The organism is Mesorhizobium sp. B2-7-3 (genome assembly GCF_006440715.1).
In the GTDB taxonomy this organism is placed as follows: Bacteria; Pseudomonadota; Alphaproteobacteria; order Rhizobiales; family Rhizobiaceae; genus Mesorhizobium; species Mesorhizobium australicum.
This window is the reverse complement of the sequence record NZ_VFTY01000002.1, coordinates 524919-542500: the sequence shown is the minus strand read 5'-3', so window position 1 is coordinate 542500 and position 17582 is coordinate 524919. Positions and strand designations below refer to the sequence as shown.

Here is a 17582-nt window from a genome sequence, read left to right as displayed (position 1 = left end):
ACGCGGACGACCAAGCACCGGCTTTCGCCGAGGAAATCATCCCCTTCACCAAAGACACCGACCTCACGGAGGCTTTCGCCGATTCGGGCTACACGGGCGATGATGCCACCGGCATGGCCGAAGCGATCGCCAAGTTGCTCAACGCGCCGGCGCTCAAGGCAGGTACCGTGCTGCGTGTTGGCCTCGAGGTCCACGGCGATGCCGCCAAGGTCGTGCGCACAAGCGTCTATGACAAGACCACGCATATCGTCACCATCGCGCTCGACGACCGCGGCCAGTACGTGCCGGCCCAGGAGCCCGAGCCCAATCCCGAATTGCTGACCGCATTCGACGATTCGTCGGCGCCGGTAGTGGTGCGCGGCAATCTGCCCAACGTCTATGACGGCATCTACCGCGCCGCCTATTCCTACGGCATGTCCAAGGCGATGACCCAGCGGCTGATCAAGCTCCTGGCATCCGATGTCGATTTCCAGTCCCGCCTCAATCCCTCCGACCGCCTTGAAGTGCTGTTCTCGCAGCCTGATGGCGACGACCAGACCTCGGACAATTCCGAGCTTCTCTATGTCTCGGCGACCTTCGGCGGCACGACGCGCAATTTCTACCGCTTCCAGATGCAGGATGGCAGCACGGACTATTTCGACGAAGACGGCTCGAGCGCCCAGCAGTTCCTGCTGCGCAATCCGCTGCCCGCCGGAAAGTTCCGCTCCGGCTTCGGCGCCCGCAAGCATCCGATCCTCGGCTATGTCCGCATGCACACAGGCGTCGACTGGGCAGCCCCGATCGGCACACCGATCATCGCCGCCGGCAATGGCGTCATCGAGAAGGTCGGCTGGGCCGGCGGCTATGGCAAGCAGATCATCATTCGCCATGCCAATGGCTACGAGACCTCGTACAATCACCAGAGTGCCTTTGCCAAAGGTATGGAGCCGGGCATGCACGTGCGCCAGGGCCAGACCATCGGCTATCTCGGCCAGACCGGCCTCGCCACAGGCCCGCACCTGCACTACGAGTTGATCGTCAATGGCACCAAAGTCGATCCGATGCGCGTCCGTCTACCGGTCGGCAAGGTGCTGAAGGGCGACGATCTCGTCGCCTTCAAGCGCGAGCGCGAGCGCATCGACGATCTGCTGAAACAGGAAGATGGCAATTCGCTTAAGGTCGCCAGCGCCAAGATCGAAGGCTGAGACTCAGCCTTCGTCCTGCAGAGGTTCGGCACGCCGCGACCACGGCAGCGCTTCGCCCGAAATCGTCATCCAGGCAATGACAGCGGAAAGCAGGCATAGCAGCGCCGTCACCAAGGAGACGGCGGAAAAGGCCGCGTCGCTGGCGGCGATCCTCGCCGCATCGAGTGCCGGCGAAAGTCCTGCCGGTGGCGGTTCGCCGAAGCCAGGCACGCCGGGCGCGGCATTTACCTCCAGGCCATTGGCGTAAATCCAGGCAGCGAGCGATCCCATCGCCGCCACCGCGATCAAACCGCCGATGCGTGAGACGGCGTTGTTGATGCCGGAAGCCGCGCCGGTGTCCTTGTCTTCCACCGCCGTCATGATCGCGGTGGACAATGGCGATACGACCAACGCCATGCCGAGCCCCATCAGCGCCATCAAGGGGAAGATGCCGGTCCAGAAATGGTGAAAGCCGGCATAGGCGAGCAAGGCCAGCCCGGCGAAGGCAACCGCCACGATCAGGCTGCCGCAGGCAATGGGAAAACGGGGCCCGATCCGGTCCGACAGCTTGCCGACGGGTCCCGACAGAAGCGCGATCGCCGCCGACAGCGGCAGGAAGATGAAGCCGACCTCGGCGGTGCTCAGCCCCCAGCCTGCGATCAGCAGCATCGGCAGATAAAAAAGATTGGCTGACAGTGCGAAATAGAGAAAGAACGTCGCGACGTTGGCGCCGGCGAAAGCACCGATGCGAAACAGGCTGAGATCTATCATCGGCTCGCGCTGCCGCCGCTCGAACAGGATGAAGACGACAAGCAGCACGGCGCCGGCGGCAATGCTTGGACCGGCCATATGGCTCTCGCCGCTGGCGCTCATTGAAGTCAGTCCATAGGCGAGCGCGCCGAAGGCCAGCGTCGCAAGCGCCCCGCCGGCAAGGTCAAGGCTGCGTTTCTCCGTCGGCGCATCGGCCGGAATCTTGGCGAGCAGCAGATAGATCGAGATCAGGCCGAGCGGCAGATTGACGGCAAAGATCGCCCGCCAGATGCCGCCGCCGAAAGCCGAGAGCACCAGGCCGCCGAGCACGGGGCCGAGAGCGGTGGTCAGCGCCGAGGCCGCCGCCCAGATGCCGATCGCCCTGCCGCGTTCCTTCTTCGGATAGGCCTTGGCGATAATGGCGAGACTGCCCGGCACCATGATCGCGGCGCCGATGCCCTGGAGCGCGCGAAATGCGATCAGCACGACAGCGTTCGGCGCCAGCGCACAGGCAAGCGAGGTCACGACGAACAGCGCAATGCCGGCCACGAAAGCATGGCGCAGCCCGAACCGATCGCCTGCGGCACCGCCGGCAAGGATCAGCGCTGAGAGTGTCAGCGCATAGGCATTGGAAATCCACTGCGCCTCGGCAAGGCTGGCGCCGAGGTCGACGCGGATCGCCGGCATGGCGATCGCCAGGATCGATCCGTCGATGAAGCCGAGTGCCGAGGCCAGGATCGCCGCGATCAACACATAACGCCGCTGCGATTGCGGGCAGAACGTGCCATTCGCGACCGGAGCGGTCAGCGGAACGGCGGCGGCTTGATTGGGCGCATGCATGTCACCCTCATTAGACCGTCGGCGCGGCGGCAACAACCGGCCAGCGGCTTGTTGTCCTTGAAACCAGCCATATTGCCAGGGATCGCATCTGCCCCGATGCAAACCGCGGCAGTCATGCTAATGCATGTCGCGCAAAAGTGACCTCGGCTTTTGCGACAACGACATGCATCAGGCAAGATTTAAAGCGTGTCGCAGGAATCCGTTTCGACGAGACGCGCTTTAGGTTTTCCAGGACCCGCAGGCAGGAGAAATCGATGAAGCGTCCGCTCGAAGCATCGGTTGAGGGGCGCGGCCGTATTGTCGGTATCACCGATGGCGTGTTCGCAATCGCGCTCACCCTGATCGTGCTCGAGATCAGGGTGCCGGCGCATGAGGCGATCCACTCCGAACATGATCTGCTCGCCGCCATCGCGGCACTCGCGCCACGCTTCCTCACCTATGCCTTGAGCTTTCTGACCCTGACCATCTTCTGGTTCGGCCAGCAGGCCCAGCATGGTCTGATCGCCAAATCCGACAGACGGCTGGCCACGCTGAACCTCTGCTTCTCGCCTTCATCGCGCTCTTGCCGTTCTCGACCGACCTTCTGGCCGATTTTCTGGAATTCAGGACCGCGGTGCTGGTTTACTGGCTCAACCTCTTGATGCTCGGCATCACGCTGTTCGTCAGCTGGCGGTATGCGGAGAAAAGCGGCCTTGTCGCGGAGGACGTCGACGCGGAAACGAAACGCACGGTCTACCTGCGCATCGTCAAGGCGCAGGTCTTGTGGGCCGTCGGCGCCGCATTTTGCCTGATCACCCCGTTGGCGAGCGTCGGCTTCATTCTGGTGGTGCAGTTGATCTACGCGGCAACGCCGAATGTGAAGTGGGTGCGCGGGATCATTGGTTGAGATTTATGTTGAGATTCAGGTCAGGCCGGCATCGCCTGAACACTGACATACCCTACTCGACGAACTCCACCGGCACGCCCGGCGAGACCAGCTTGGCCAATTCACGCGCGTCCCAATTGGTCAGGCGCACGCAGCCATGGCTCTCGGTCTTGCCTATCTTCGAGGGCTCCGGCGTGCCGTGGATGCCGTAAGTCGGCTTGTCCAGGGCGATCCACACCGATCCGACCGGGCCATTCGGCCCAGGCGGAATGGTCAGGATCTTGTTGTTCTCGCCCTGCTTGAAGTTGATGTTGGGGTTGTAGGTGTAGTTCGGATCGAGCGCGACACGCGACACGGCATGGATGCCGGTCGGGGACGGCGTGTCCGACGAGCCGATGGTGGCGGGGTAGGCCGCGACCAGCTTGCCCGACCCGTCATAGGCAAAGACTTCCTTCTTGCCCTTGTCGGCGACGATGCGGGCAACCGGGGTAGAAACCAGTTTGCCGAAATTCGCGACCTTGATGATCGTGCCCGGACGATTGAAGTTGGCGTCCGGATTGAGCGCCTTGAGATAGTTCTCGTCCATGTGGAAGCGCTCGGCCAGCGCCTCGGTGACGGAGGTGAAGCCCATGCGGTCGAGTTGCGCCTTCTGGCTGTAGTCTTCCGGGATCGACGCGACATAGGGGCCGGCCGCATCCTCCGCGGTGATGGTGTAGTTGGCGAACGCGTCGCCACCGGACTGCGACAATGCGGCCTGGATGCCGACCGAATCGGTCGATTTGAGGCTGCTGCCGTTGATCTGATTGTAGGCCGCCAGCGCCTTGTCGACATTCGAACCGAAGCGCCCGTCGATGACGCCAGGCGAAGCCCCGCCCCGGTCGAGCAGCACCTGCAGCGCCGCGACATCCTGGCGTGCGCCCAACGAAAGCGACGGGTCGACCGACGTCTTGCCGCCGGCCTTTGGCGGCGATGCCGCCTGGTCGGAGGGCGCTGCCTGGTCCGTCGGGTCTGCCGGCCGGACGGGGTCTATCGACGCCTCGTTCAGCGGTTGGCGCTTGATTGTACCCGGCTGCGGCGCGTCGGGATAATTGTTGTCGTAGCTGCCGTCGTCCTGCGGTGCCGGCGGATAGGCATCGACTGAACCATTTCCGTCAGGATCGTATTCGTCGGCGGGCGGTGGAATGACCCGGCCTTCCTCTTCCAGCTGTCTGCGGCGGAAGCGGGCCATGTCCTGGGGATCGTCGAGATAGTAACGGTCATCGTCGGCGGGTGCGCGGCCAAGTTCGCGCATCCGGCTCTCTCGGCGCAGCGCCCGCCGGTCGAGCCGTGTCTGTGGCGGCTGGATGGCGATCACCTTGCCGGTGTCCGAATCGACGATGACGCGATTGCCCCTGGCATCGTAATAAATGTCGAGATTGCCGTCCTGCGCGAGCAGAATGCCGCCGCTCCCGGACGTGCGGACAGGCTGGGCGGCACCGTCATGCGTCGGCGCGGCGAACGCATTGGAAAACACCAGTCCCGCGGCAAGCGCCGAAAGGGTAAAGATACTGCGCAGCATCGTGCGAAACTCTCCGGTCCGTATGTGCCGCCGCCCGGCATTGTTCAGTTCGGCGAACCCTTCGCCAGCAAACCAGTTACCCACCATATGGTTCCAACATGAACCGGGCATGAAGATGGCGGTTTTCCGGCGCCTCGGGGAATATTGGCTAGCTTGCGCCAAGCCCCAATTCCTTGCGCGCCTGCTTCGTCAGCTTAAGGGCAACAAGGCGGTGGCTCTCGCGCAGATAGTCCTCCAGCGCACCATCATCCATGCTCTGGCTTGTCTGACGCTGGATCCACTTCATGCCGCGGGAGGCAAGATAGGGCGCGGAGCGCAGGCCCGGCTGCTCCTTGAGCACGTCATAGGCGATGTCGGAGCATTTGAAGGTGACGAAGAGCTGCCGACCCTGATCCCAGCCACCGATCGCAAACACCTTGGTCCCGACCTTCCAGACATGGGCGCCGCCCCATTGCACCACGTGGTTCGTTGCAGGCAGCGAAGCGCAGAAGCCGTTGTAGTCGTCCAGCGTCATCAATCCCCCGCCAATTGCATGAAAACGCCGCGCGTCCGGTGGACGCGCGGCGTTTGAATCAGGCCGCGACCTCGGCCGCGACGATCGCCGGCTTGGAGCGGAAATTCAGCCGGTCGGAACCGGCCGTGACCTTGACAGTCGAGCCGTCCAGGATCTCGCCGAGCAGGATCTTTTCCGCCAGCGGATCCTGCAGTTCCTTCTGCATCACCCGCTTCAGCGGCCGGGCACCATAAGCGGGGTCGTAACCCTTGGCCGCCAGCCACTCGATCGCCTCGGGATCCAGCGACAGCGTGATCTTGCGATCCGTCAGCAGGCTCTCGAGCCGCTTGAGCTGGATCTCGACGATACGGTCCATGTCCTTGCGGCGCAGCCGGTGGAACAGGATCACCTCGTCGACGCGATTGAGGAACTCCGGCCGGAACGATGCCCTGACCACGCCCATCACTTCGTCTCGTACGGCATCGACATCCTGATCCTCGCCGAGATTGACGAGATATTCGGCGCCCAAATTAGACGTCATGATGATCAGTGTGTTGCGGAAGTCGACGGTGCGGCCCTGCCCGTCGGTGAGCCGGCCGTCATCGAGCACCTGCAACAGCACGTTGAAGACATCCGGATGCGCCTTTTCGATCTCGTCGAACAGCACGACCTGATAGGGCCGGCGCCGCACCGCTTCGGTCAGCGCACCGCCTTCCTCATAGCCGACATAGCCGGGAGGCGCGCCGATCAGCCGGGCGACGGAGTGCTTCTCCATGTATTCAGACATGTCGATGCGCGCCAGCGCCGTCTCATCGTCGAACAGGAAATTGGCCAAAGCCTTGGTCAGTTCCGTCTTGCCGACGCCGGTAGGCCCGAGGAACATGAACGAGCCGATCGGCCGGTTCGGATCCTGAAGGCCCGCACGGGCACGCCGCACAGCCTTGGAAACGGCCTGCACCGCTTCGCCCTGGCCGACGACACGCTTGCCGATCTCGTCTTCCATGCGCAGCAGCTTGTCACGCTCGCCCTGCAGCATCTTGTCGACCGGAATGCCGGTCCAGCGCGACACGATATGGGCGACGTGGTCGGGCGTGACCACTTCCTCGACCATGCCGGCCTTGCCGTCCTGGGCTTCGGCCTCCTTCAGCTTCTTTTCCAATTCCGGGATCTTGCCATAGGCAAGCTCGCCGGCGCGCTGGAACTCACCCTTGCGCTGGGCAATGGCAAGGTCGTTGCGCGCTTCGTCGAGCTGCTTCTTCAAGTCGGCCGCTAGCCCGAGCTTCTGCTTCTCGGCCTGCCACTTCGCGGTGATCTCTGTCGATTCCTCTTCCAGGCCGACAAGTTCCTTTTCCAGGCGGGCGAGCCGGTCCTTCGAGGCATCGTCCGTCTCGACCTTCAACGCTTCGCGTTCAATCTTGAGCTGCATGATGCGGCGGTCGATCTCGTCCAGCGCTTCGGGCTTGGAATCGACCTGCATCCTGAGCCGCGAGGCGGCTTCGTCGACGAGGTCGATCGCCTTGTCCGGCAGGAAGCGGTCGGCGATGTAGCGGTTGGACAATGTCGCCGCCGCCACCAGTGCCGAATCGGAGATACGCACCTTGTGGTGCTGCTCGTATTTCTCCTTCAGGCCGCGCAGGATCGAGACCGTGTCCTCCACTGTCGGCTCGTCGACGAAGACGGGCTGGAAACGGCGGGCAAGGGCGGGATCCTTCTCGACATGCTTCCTGTATTCATCCAGCGTGGTGGCGCCGACGCAGTGCAGTTCGCCGCGCGCCAGCGCCGGCTTCAGGAGATTCGACGCGTCCATGGCGCCATCGGCCTTGCCGGCGCCGACCAGCGTGTGCATCTCATCAATGAACAGGATGATGTTGCCACTGGCCGAAGTGACTTCCGAAAGCACAGCCTTCAGCCGCTCCTCGAATTCGCCGCGATATTTGGCACCGGCAATCAGCGCGCCCATGTCGAGCGCCATCAACTGCTTGTCCTTCAGCGATTCCGGCACGTCGCCATTGACGATGCGCAGCGCCAGCCCTTCGGCGATCGCCGTCTTGCCGACGCCCGGCTCGCCGATCAGCACCGGGTTGTTCTTGGTGCGGCGCGACAGCACCTGGATGGTGCGTCGAATCTCGTCGTCGCGGCCAATCACGGGGTCGAGCTTGCCCGCGCGTGCGTCCGCGGTGAGGTCGCGTGCGTATTTCTTCAGCGCGTCATAGCCCTGTTCGGCACTCGCCGAATCGGCGGTGCGGCCCTTGCGGACGTCGTTGATGACCTGGTTCAGCGCCTGCGCGGTGACGCCGGCCTTGGCCAGGATTTCGGCGGTCTTGGCCGATTTCTCCATGGCAAGCGCCTGCAGCAGCCGCTCGACGGTGACAAAGCTGTCGCCGGCCTTCTTGGCCAGTTCTTCGGCGGTCGAGAACACCTTGGCCAGCGGCTGCGCCAGATAAAGCTGGCCATTGCCGCCCTCCACCTTGGGCATCGCCTCGAGCGCCGTCTCGACGCCGAGCTTGACATCGCGGACATTGCCGCCGGCGCGCTCGATCAACGACGCGGCCAAGCCTTCGTCATCGTCGACGAGGACTTTCAGAATGTGTTCGGGGGTGAATTGCTGGTGGTTGCGCGAGAGCGCCATGGTCTGCGCGGACTGGATAAAGCCGCGCACGCGCTCCGAGTATTTCTCAAGGTTCATATTTGTCTCCTTCCATCACCGGCCCGCTTTGCGGCACCGGATCAGATTGCGGTGACGGACCCGCCCATTCGAGCCGGATCCTGTTCAGGCCAGATATGGTGCATGGACCCTTGCCCCTCAAGGTGTCGCAATATGGCAGGTGCATAATATTCCACGTCAGCCCAAACGAAAACGGCGGAGATTTCTCTCCGCCGCTCAAGGCCTTGAATGCCGTTCGCTCAGTTGTCGATGTCGGAAACCACGGGTTCGGCACCGCCGCTGTCGGCCGGAGCCGCCGCTGTCTCGGCCGCGTCCCCATTTTCGCTGCCGCTCTCGACCTGATCGGCATTGGTGCGCGGACGGCGCGGACGCCGTGGACGGCGGGCAGCACCGCTTTCGGCGGCCGCCTCATTGAGTTCGGCCTGGGCGGCCAGACCTGCCGGTGAAAAATTCTCGAACCGTGGAGCCAGCTCGGCCGCCGCGACCGTCTCGGGCGGCGAAGCGGCCTCTGCCTGGACTTCCGTCTGCCCCGGGGCCTCGTTGCGCTGTTGCTGTCCGCCCTGTTCGGGTGAAGCGTAGTCGCGCTGGCCGTAGCCGCCATTGGGGCGGCGATCGCGATGGCGCCCGCCACCGTTGTCGCGGCCGCCATTGTTGCGACCGTTATTGTCGCGCCCGCTGTTGTCGCGCCCGCTGTTGTCGCGATTGTCGCGACCGTTTTCCCGGTTCAGCGCAACCTCCGCCGGCATGCCCTCGATCACCGGCTGCGGACCTGCGCCATGGTTGATTACGGGAAGCTGTGGATCGGAACCGGCATTGCCGCTGCTATTGCCCGCCCCACTGTTGCCGGCTCCACTGCCGGCATTGTCGAACTCGTCGCGATCGTCATCGCCGTCCTCGTCGAACTCGTCGCGTGCCTGCTGGACGTTCTGGATCGGCATCTGCGCCTGCGCGGCGGCAATAATGCGATTGTAGTGTTCAGCGTGCTGGAGGTAGTTCTCCGCCATCACCCGGTCGCCGGAGCTGTGCGAGTCACGGGCAAGCGTGGCGTATTTTTCGGCAATCTGCTGAGCCGATCCACGGATTTTCACGTCCGGGCCGTTGCTCTCGTAATTGCGCGTAAGCGGATTCGGCCCCTTGCGGTTGTTGTTATTGTTGTTGTTATTGTTATTGCCACCGCCGCCGCCATTGTTGTTGCGACCGCGCATGCGCCTGTTCTGCTGTTGTGGCCTCATTCGACTCTCTTCATCTTGAAATTTTGAAAAACTCTTCACGAACGGAGGCGCTCATGCAGCCAGCCGTTTCGTTTCTTCACCGGCGTTCGCCCGCATCGATTGCGTTGGCGCCACGTGTCATCCTGTTTCCGGCTACATCACTTGCCGGACGATTCCCGCACGAAGCTTGGGCGTCGTTTGCGCAAGAAGGCAGCTATTTCCAAGGAAAAACCGAATCGCTAAGAGCACTGCCTGCTTCGTCTCATCCGGTTAGGCGACCCTAGCCGCATTCCCCGGTATTGCCAAGCGCTTTTTTTGCACTGCGTCAAGACGTTGCTCGTTGAAAAACAAGAACCCTGTCGTTTCCGCCGAGATCGCTAAAAACCTCGCCAGCCGCGTAACCGGCTGCGCGAAATATATCGTTGACTTCGTTGCTTTGCGTGTGGCCGATCTCGACCGCAATCCTGCCTTCGGCTTCCAGAAACCTTGCCGCCTCGGCGGCGATGATCCTGTAGGGGTTCAGCCCATCCACACCGCCATCAAGGGCAAGGCGCGGGTCGAAATCGCGGACTTCGTCCTGCAGATTTCGAATCTCTTGTGTTGGTATATAGGGAGGGTTTGCGGCAATTACATGGTACCGGCCGGAAACTTTTTTAAACCAGTCTGACTGAACCGCCGTGAACCGGCCGCCGAGGCCGAATTGCCCGGCATTGCGGGCCGCCGTGGCCAGAGCGCCGGCGGAGATGTCGACACCGGTGGCGGTCGCGGCCGGCACGACGCTCAGCAGCGCCAGGGCGATCGCGCCCGTTCCGGTGCCGAGATCGAGGATGCGGCATGTGCCCTCCCGCGTGGCTATTGCCTTGACGAAGGGCAGCACCGCCTCGACCAGCGTTTCGGTGTCCGGTCGCGGCTCCAGCGTCTCCGGCGACAGCGACAAGCGCAAACCGTAGAACTCGCGATAGCCGAGGATGCGATGCACCGGCTCGCCACGGGCTCGCCGTCTCAAGGCGCCGTCGATCGCGGCGATGGCGTTCCCGTCGATCTTGCACTCCGGGTCGGCGATCGCCTGGGTGCGCGTCGTGCCGGAATAGTGCTCGACGATCAGCCGCGCATCGAGCGCGGGATCATCGATGCCGGCTGCGGCAAGCCGGGTCCGCGCGTCCCGCAGCAGCGGCCCCAGCGCCGCGGGCGGATGGTCAGCCATCGATGCCGATATCGGCCAGCAGCTTCGACTGATGATCGGCGATCAGCGCGTCGACGATTTCGTCGAGTTCACCCATCATCACCCGGTCGAGTTTGTAGAGCGTCAGGTTGATGCGATGATCAGTGACCCGGCCCTGCGGAAAATTGTAGGTGCGGATGCGCTCGGAGCGGTCGCCGGAACCGACCTGCGACTTGCGCGACTCGGAACGCTCCTCATCCGCCTTGCTGCGCTCCATGTCATAGAGCCGGGCGCGCAGGATCTGCATGGCCTTGGCCCGGTTCTGGTGCTGCGACTTCTCCGCCTGCACCACCATGATGCCGGTCGGCAGATGGGTGATGCGGACCGCGGAATCGGTGGTGTTGACGTGCTGGCCGCCGGACCCGGAGGCACGCATCGTGTCGATGCGGATGTCCTCGGCCCTGATGTCGATGTCGACCTCTTCGGCTTCCGGCAGCACGGCGACTGTGGCGGCTGACGTGTGGATGCGCCCGCTGGCCTCGGTGGCCGGCACGCGCTGGACGCGATGCACCCCGGATTCGAATTTCAGATGGGCGAACACACCTTTACCGGAGATCGTGGCGATGATTTCCTTGAAGCCCCCGGCATCGCCGTCGCTGGCCGATACCGTTTCGAACCGCCAGCCGCGTTCGGCGGCATAGCGCTCATACATGCGAAACAGGTCGCCGGCGAAGAGTGCCGCCTCATCGCCGCCGGTGCCGGCGCGGATTTCGAGAATGGCGTTCTTGTCGTCGGCGGCATCCCTGGGCAGGAGCAGGATCTGGATGTCTTTCTGCAGCGTCTCGATGCGCTCCTCGACGCCGGGCAGATCTGCCTCGGCAAGCGCCCGCATCTCGGCGTCGGTGCCCTTGTCGGCGAGCATCGCTTCGAGGTCGGCCTGCTCGTGCTCGGCAGAGCGCAATTCCCTGACCTTGGCCACCATCTCCTGCAACTCGGCATATTCCGATGCCATCCTCACATAGGCATCCGGCGCCGGCCCGGCCGACATCTGCGCTTCGAGCATCTCGAAACGCTTGACGACTTGATCCATACGATCGCGGGGCAAATTGACCATGATGAGGGTGCTACAACGGGATCGAGCGGTCGTCGGCGAAGGCCTGCAGCAATGCCCGCATCGGCAGCCCTTGCGCCGGCGCCATCAGATTGTCGTCGAAGAAAGCCTTCAGCTCCTCCAGCGGCAGCTCCGTCAGCATGGCCTTGACCGGACCGATCGAGGCCGGCGACATCGAGATCGAGCGAAAACCGAGGCCGATCAACGCCATCGCCGAGATCGGCTTGCCGGCGAGTTCACCGCACAGGGTGACGGGCGTATGATTGCGGGCGCCGGCGTCGGCGATCTGCTTGAGCACGCGCAGGAACGGCGCCGACAACGTATCGAAGCGGTTGGCCAGTTGCGTGTTGCCGCGGTCGACCGCCATGACGAACTGGAACAGGTCGTTCGATCCGACCGAGACGAAGTCGACCGCCTTCATCAGTTCGTCGAGCTGGAACAGCAGCGACGGCACTTCCAGCATGGCGCCCAACTTGAGACTGGTCGGCAGGTGATGGGCGAAGCGTGAGAGATGCCGCACCTCGCGGTCGATGATTTCGCGCGCCTGGGCGATTTCGCCGAGCTCGGTCACCATCGGCAGCATCAGCTTGAGCTCGCGCCCGCCGCTGGCCTTGAGCAAGGCGCGGATCTGGGTGCGCAGCAAGCCCGGCCGATCTAGCGTCAGGCGGATCGCCCGCCAGCCGAGCGCCGGATTCTCTTCCTGGATCGCGCCCTTGAAATAGGGCAGCACCTTGTCGCCACCAATGTCGATGGTGCGGAAGGTGACCGGCTTGCCGCGCGCTGCCTCGAGCACGTCGCGGTAGAGTTTTTCCTGGGCTTCGGCGCGTGGAAAGGTCGACGCGACCATGAATTGCAGTTCCGTGCGGAACAGGCCGATGCCGGCGGCGCCCGCCTCCGCCAACTGCGGCAGGTCGACGGCAAGCCCGGCATTCATCAGCAGGTCGACCTGGACCCCGTCCCGAGTCGTCGACGGCTTCTTGCGCAGTTCGCGGTAGACCTCCTGCCGGCGCGCCCGGAACCGCACCTTCTCGGCATAGGCGGCTTCAAGATCGGATTGCGGCCGCAGATGGATCGCGCCTTCCTCGCCGTCGACGATGATGGCATCGCCGTTTTCCGCCATGGAAACGGCGCCCTTCATCTGTCCGGCGACGGGAATGCCCATGGCGCGCGCGACGATGACGACATGGCTGGTCGCCGCGCCATCCTCCAGCACCAGCCCGCGCAGCTTGTCGCGAGGATAGTCGAGCAGTTCGGCAGCGCCCATCGAGCGGGCGACGATGATGGCGTCCTTGGGCAGCGAGGCCGCGACATCCTCGGGCCCACGTCCCATCAGCTGGCGCAACAGCCGGTTGGCGAGATCGTCGAAATCGCTCATCCGCTCGCGCAGATAGGGATCGGTCATGTGCAGCATGCGGGCGCGCATGTCGCTCTGAACTTTTTCGACCGCCGCCTCGGCCGTCAGGCCGTTACGGATCGCCTCTTCCAGGCGCCGTACCCAGCCCCGGTCGTTGGCGAACATGCGGTAGGCTTCCAGCACCTGGCGATGCTCGCCCTCGAAGGCGACATCGCGGCGCTCCAGCATGTCGTCGATGGAAAGCCGCAGAGAACCAAGCGAGGCTTCGAGCCGCCGGACCTCCTCCTCGCTGTCCTCGTTGAACAAATTGGTGACGACGATACGCGGCTCGTGCAGCACGACGTGACCGAGCCCGACGCCATCGTTGAAGGACAGGCCGGTGAAGCTGACAGGCCGGCGCAGGTCGAGTTCGAGGCCTGGCCGGGTCAGCCGCGCCAGATCGCCGGTGGCGATCATCTCTGCGATGACCATGGCCGTGGTTTCCAGCGCCTCGACCTCGTCGTCGCGGTAGTGGCGCATGGTCTTGTTCTGGACGACCAGGACGCCCAGCGTGCGCCCTGCCCTGAGCACCGGCACGCCGAGGAAGGAATTGTAGATCTCCTCCCCGGTCTCCGGCAGGTAGGCGAAGGCCGGGTGTTCTTGCGCGTTGGACAGGTTGAGCGGCCTGGCACTCGCGGCAATGGTGCCGACCAGGCCTTGCCCTAGCCGCAGTTGCGCCAGGTGGACGGCGTTCGGGTTCAGACCTTCGGTGGCGTAGAGCTCCAGCACCGAATCGGCGCGCAGCACGTAGAGCGAGCAGACTTCCGCGACCATGTTGGAGGCGATGTCGCGCACAATCCGGTCGAGCCGCTCCTGCGGCTCCAGCGGCTCCTGCATGAGCTCGCGGAGCCGTTTCAGCAAAACGCGCGGGCCAACGGCCGTGTCACGCATCGCGGCTTCTTCTCCAATAGACTTCTTGCCGGGGCAGTTTCCGCCGCGCCCGGCAAGTGCGCAACAGCTGATTCAGTCCTGCTACTGCTTATCCAGACCGTAGACGGAATGCAAAGTGCGAACCGCAAGTTCCGTATAGGGACCGTCGATCAGTATCGAAATCTTGATCTCGGACGTGGTGATGGCGCGGATGTTGATCGCCTTGTCGGCCAGCGCCTTGAAGGCGGTGGCGGCGACACCGGCATGGCTCCGCATGCCGATGCCGATGACCGAGACCTTCGACATGCCGGCTTCCGACTGCACGACATCGTAGCCGATCTCGGCTTTCAGCCGGTCGAGCACGGCCAGCGCCTTGTCCACATCGCCCGACGGCACGGTGAAGGTCATGTCGGTCAGCTTGCCGTCCTCGGAAATGTTCTGGACGATCATGTCGACATTGATGTTGGCCTCGGCCAGCGGTCCGAAAATGCCGGCGGCGACGCCCGGCCGGTCGCCGACGCGGCGCAGCGAAATCTGGGCCTCGTCCTTGGCATAGGCAATTCCGGTGACGACCTGCTGTTCCACGATCTCTTCCTCGTCGCAAATGAGCGTTCCCGGAGGATTGAGCAAATCCCCCATTCCGGGCGCATCGGGATCGTCGAAGGACGACCGCACGAAGGTACGCACCCTGTGCACCATGGCAAGCTCGACCGAACGCACCTGCAGAACCTTGGCGCCGAGCGAGGCCATTTCAAGCATTTCCTCGAACGATATCTTGGCCAGCCGCCGCGCTTTGGGCTCGATGCGCGGGTCGGTGGTGTAGACCCCATCGACGTCGGTGTAGATGTCGCAGCGGTCGGCCTTGACCGCGGCGGCGATCGCCACGGCGCTGGTATCGGAGCCGCCACGTCCGAGCGTGGCGATGCGGTTGTCCGGCCCGATGCCCTGGAAACCGGCGATGACGGCCACCTGGCCTTCGCCGAAGCGCTTGACCAGGAAGGCGCCGTCGATGTCGAGGATGCGCGCCGCGCCATGCGCGTTGTCGGTCTTGATCGGAATCTGCCAGCCCTGCCAGGAGCGCGCATGCACGCCCATGTTCTGCAAGGTGATGGCGAGAAGGCCAGCCGTGACCTGTTCGCCGGAAGCGACGACCGCATCATATTCACGTGCATCGTGCATCGGTGAGGCCTCGCGGGTCCAGCCGACCAGCTCGTTGGTCTTGCCGGCCATCGCCGAAACCACCACAGCCACTTCGTGACCGGCGTCGACCTCGCGTTTGACGTGACGTGCCACGTTGCGGATGCGAGCGATGTCGGCGACGGAGGTCCCGCCGAATTTCATCACGATACGCGCCATGGAAGCGAAATGCCTTTGACTGGAGCCGGCTCGCGGCCGAAAATGGAAGAACAGCGTCCGGCTGCCGCCAGCCACTGAATGCGCGGCCTCCATAGCCAAATGAGGAAAGTTTCGCAAGGCTGACGGCGGATTGCGTAACAGCACGACATATTGCCTTCCGGGCCGGCGCCGCTTACCAAATGCTGCCTGCGGGAAATTGCTTTTGGTTCGGCATAACGGATGATTGCTCGGCTTCGGCGCGCCATGCGATTGCAATCGCTCCCGCTTGTCGCGGGCTTTGCGGTGCTGGCACTGATCGTCGGCACCCGTGCGGTGCTCGTCGAGAGTCAAAGGGCCAATCGTGCCGCCGCACGTGAGACAATCGAGTACCAGGAGCAGCTTTCCGGGCTGCTTTCATTGGCGCAGGAGGCCCAGAGTGGTCAGCGCGGCTACCTGCTGACCGGTGAAAAAATCCTATCTGGAGCCTTACCGGAAGGCCGTCGAGGCAATTCCGGGACAATTGGCGCGGGTCGACAGCGCGACCGCTCCCGACGATCAGATCGCCCAGCAGATCGGCCACATCAAGGACGCGCTTTCGCAACAGCAGGCCGACCTGGCCGAAACCATAGCTCTTTACGAGCGAGGCGATGCGGCAAAGGCCCTGCAACTGGTCCGCAGTGGCCAGGGCAAGGCCGCCATGGACGAGATGCGGGCCAGCATGGACACAATCCGACGCATCGGCGCCGCCGCGGTGGCCGCGCGCGAAGAGCGTACCGACCGGGTCGAGGCCTGGCTGCGGATCGGCTCACTGGCCGCGTTGCTGGCGATTTTCCTGCTTGCCGCCTACACCATACGTCAATCCCGTCGCCGCTTCCACGAGGTGGTCGTCGCCCAGCAAGAGCTGATGCGCAAGAACATCGAACTCGGCAACGAGATCCAGACCCGTGAAAAGGCCGAATCCCAGATACGCCAGATGCAGAAGATGGAGGCTGTCGGACAGCTGACAGGCGGCATCGCCCACGACTTCAACAACATGCTGGCGGTGATCCTCAGCGCCATGAACCTTGCCCAGCGCAAGCTGAAGCGGGGCGAGCATGACATCGAAAAACTCGTCGAGGCCGCGACCGACGCGGCCAGCCGCGCCGCCAACCTGACATCCCGCCTGCTTGCCTTCTCCCGCCTGCAGCCTCTGGCGCCGCAGGTTGTCGACATCAACGGGCTGTTGACCGGCATGTCCGATCTTCTGCGCCGGACCTTGGGGGAAGGCATCCGCATCGAGACAGTATTAGCGGGGGGCCTGTGGAAAACCCACGCCGATCCCAGCCAGATCGAGAACGCGATCCTCAATCTGGCCGTCAATTCCCGCGACGCCATGGACAATGAGGGCAAGCTGACCATCGAGACTGTCAACAGCCACCTCGACGACGGCTATGCGTCGACGCACGCCGAAGTCACGCCTGGCCAATATGTGATGATCGCGGTAACCGACACCGGCGCGGGCATGTCGCCCGAGACCATCGCCAGGGCCTTCGAACCCTTCTTCACGACCAAGCCGGTCAACAAGGGCACGGGACTTGGGCTGAGCCAGGTGTTCGGCTTCGTCAAACAATCGGGCGGCCACGTCAAGATCTACTCCGAGCCCGGCGAAGGCACGACGATCAAGATCTACCTGCCCCGGTTTTTCGGAGCCGAGGAGCCGGCAGCGCCCGTCGGGCGCGATAAGAGCGCCGCCAAGGTCACCGAGACGATCCTCGTCGTCGAGGATGACCCCCGCGTGCGGGCCTCCACGACGGATGTCATGCGCGAGCTCGGCTACATCGTCATCCATGCGGGAAGCGGACCGGAGGCCCTTCAGAAGCTCGCCGCGACACCAGGCATCGCCCTGCTTTTCACCGACATCGTCATGCCGGTGATGAACGGCCGCAAGCTCGCCGAGGAAGCGCTCGCGCGCCAGCCCGAGCTGAAAGTGGTCTTCACCACCGGCTTCACCAGGAATGCCGTGGTCCACAACGGCATGCTCGATCATGACGTGCACTTCCTGGCCAAGCCGTTCACCATCGAGCAGTTGGCGGCCAAGCTGCGTGATGTTCTGGACACGAAATAAACCGGGCCTTTGATCGCCCAGCCACTTTGTCAGCAGAGGAAAATGTTGCCTTGACATTCGAT

Annotated in this window: 13 protein-coding genes (1 of these 13 only partly in view); 4 read left to right on the top strand and 9 right to left on the bottom strand. The window is 63.7% G+C overall.

The features are described 5' to 3' along the window. Positions 1-1184, top strand: the 3' portion of a protein-coding gene (locus FJW04_RS06605) for a M23 family metallopeptidase (protein WP_181172892.1). It extends 787 nt beyond the left edge of the window; 1184 of the gene's 1971 nt are visible here — the last part of the coding sequence; its start codon lies beyond the left edge, outside the window; its stop codon occupies positions 1182-1184. A 3-nt stretch (positions 1185-1187) separates the two neighbouring features. Here the strand turns inward: FJW04_RS06605 and FJW04_RS06600 are convergent, their stop codons facing one another. Beyond that, positions 1188-2753 carry an MFS transporter gene (locus FJW04_RS06600; RefSeq protein WP_140713115.1) on the bottom strand — a complete coding sequence of 522 codons (1566 nt, stop codon included), beginning with the start codon at positions 2751-2753 and terminating at the stop codon, positions 1188-1190. 254 nt (positions 2754-3007) lie between these two features. Between FJW04_RS06600 and FJW04_RS30220 the strand changes: the two genes are divergently transcribed. Both FJW04_RS30220 and FJW04_RS30215 read left to right on the top strand, forming a co-directional pair. Beyond that, on the top strand, positions 3008-3394 hold the full coding sequence (locus tag FJW04_RS30220) for a TMEM175 family protein (protein WP_246673745.1): 387 nt from the start codon (positions 3008-3010) through the stop codon (positions 3392-3394). After that, positions 3391-3639 carry a hypothetical protein gene (locus FJW04_RS30215; RefSeq protein WP_246673743.1) on the top strand — a complete coding sequence of 83 codons (249 nt, stop codon included), beginning with the start codon at positions 3391-3393 and terminating at the stop codon, positions 3637-3639. The genes FJW04_RS30220 and FJW04_RS30215 overlap by 4 nt, the downstream gene beginning before the upstream one ends. Before the next feature lie 52 nt (positions 3640-3691). Here FJW04_RS30215 and FJW04_RS06590 read toward each other — a convergent pair whose 3' ends face one another. The 8 genes from FJW04_RS06590 to FJW04_RS06555 form a co-directional block, all read right to left on the bottom strand. Further along, positions 3692-5176 carry a L,D-transpeptidase family protein gene (locus FJW04_RS06590; protein ID WP_140713113.1) on the bottom strand — a complete coding sequence of 495 codons (1485 nt, stop codon included), beginning with the start codon at positions 5174-5176 and terminating at the stop codon, positions 3692-3694. Between the two features lie 148 nt (positions 5177-5324). Beyond that, positions 5325-5690, bottom strand: a complete 366-nt coding sequence (locus tag FJW04_RS06585) for an MmcQ/YjbR family DNA-binding protein (protein WP_140713111.1) — start codon at positions 5688-5690, stop codon at positions 5325-5327. A gap of 58 nt (positions 5691-5748) precedes the next feature. Beyond that, on the bottom strand, positions 5749-8355 hold the full coding sequence (clpB, locus tag FJW04_RS06580; protein ID WP_140713109.1) for an ATP-dependent chaperone ClpB: 2607 nt from the start codon (positions 8353-8355) through the stop codon (positions 5749-5751). A 218-nt stretch (positions 8356-8573) separates the two neighbouring features. Next, positions 8574-9566 (bottom strand): DUF4167 domain-containing protein, encoded by a 993-nt coding sequence (locus tag FJW04_RS06575; protein ID WP_140713107.1) that lies wholly within the window; start codon positions 9564-9566, stop codon positions 8574-8576. 304 nt (positions 9567-9870) lie between these two features. After that, the gene (gene prmC, locus FJW04_RS06570) at positions 9871-10749 is read right to left on the bottom strand and encodes a peptide chain release factor N(5)-glutamine methyltransferase (protein WP_140713105.1); all 879 of its coding nucleotides are present in this window, start codon (positions 10747-10749) and stop codon (positions 9871-9873) included. After that, positions 10742-11821: a peptide chain release factor 1 gene (gene prfA / locus FJW04_RS06565; RefSeq protein ID WP_015315602.1), complete on the bottom strand. Its 1080-nt coding sequence runs from the start codon at positions 11819-11821 to the stop codon at positions 10742-10744. Before prfA ends, prmC begins: the two co-directional genes overlap by 8 nt. A 10-nt stretch (positions 11822-11831) precedes the next feature. Beyond that, positions 11832-14102 carry a phosphoenolpyruvate--protein phosphotransferase gene (gene ptsP / locus FJW04_RS06560; RefSeq protein WP_015315601.1) on the bottom strand — a complete coding sequence of 757 codons (2271 nt, stop codon included), beginning with the start codon at positions 14100-14102 and terminating at the stop codon, positions 11832-11834. A gap of 81 nt (positions 14103-14183) precedes the next feature. Beyond that, on the bottom strand, positions 14184-15437 hold the full coding sequence (locus FJW04_RS06555; RefSeq protein ID WP_015315600.1) for an aspartate kinase: 1254 nt from the start codon (positions 15435-15437) through the stop codon (positions 14184-14186). Between the two features lie 442 nt (positions 15438-15879). Here FJW04_RS06555 and FJW04_RS06550 point away from each other — a divergent pair, with 442 nt between their 5' ends. After that, positions 15880-17520, top strand: coding sequence for an ATP-binding protein (locus FJW04_RS06550; RefSeq protein WP_246673741.1), 1641 nt, complete (start codon positions 15880-15882; stop codon positions 17518-17520). Positions 17521-17582: the final 62 nt, after the last annotated feature.

What these genes read in the sequence shown, in the direction of transcription:
- prfA (WP_015315602.1), bottom strand. Translation starts at nt 11,821, where the DNA reads ATGGTCAATTTGCCCCGCGATCGTATGGATCAAGTCGTCAAGCGTTTC.
- FJW04_RS06575 (WP_140713107.1), bottom strand. Translation starts at nt 9,566, where the DNA reads ATGAGGCCACAACAGCAGAACAGGCGCATGCGCGGTCGCAACAACAAT.
- prmC (WP_140713105.1), bottom strand. Translation starts at nt 10,749, where the DNA reads ATGGCTGACCATCCGCCCGCGGCGCTGGGGCCGCTGCTGCGGGACGCG.
- ptsP (WP_015315601.1), bottom strand. Translation starts at nt 14,102, where the DNA reads ATGCGTGACACGGCCGTTGGCCCGCGCGTTTTGCTGAAACGGCTCCGC.
- FJW04_RS30220 (WP_246673745.1), top strand. Translation starts at nt 3,008, where the DNA reads ATGAAGCGTCCGCTCGAAGCATCGGTTGAGGGGCGCGGCCGTATTGTC.
- FJW04_RS06590 (WP_140713113.1), bottom strand. Translation starts at nt 5,176, where the DNA reads ATGCTGCGCAGTATCTTTACCCTTTCGGCGCTTGCCGCGGGACTGGTG.
- FJW04_RS06600 (WP_140713115.1), bottom strand. Translation starts at nt 2,753, where the DNA reads ATGCATGCGCCCAATCAAGCCGCCGCCGTTCCGCTGACCGCTCCGGTC.
- clpB (WP_140713109.1), bottom strand. Translation starts at nt 8,355, where the DNA reads ATGAACCTTGAGAAATACTCGGAGCGCGTGCGCGGCTTTATCCAGTCC.
- FJW04_RS06585 (WP_140713111.1), bottom strand. Translation starts at nt 5,690, where the DNA reads ATGACGCTGGACGACTACAACGGCTTCTGCGCTTCGCTGCCTGCAACG.
- FJW04_RS06555 (WP_015315600.1), bottom strand. Translation starts at nt 15,437, where the DNA reads ATGGCGCGTATCGTGATGAAATTCGGCGGGACCTCCGTCGCCGACATC.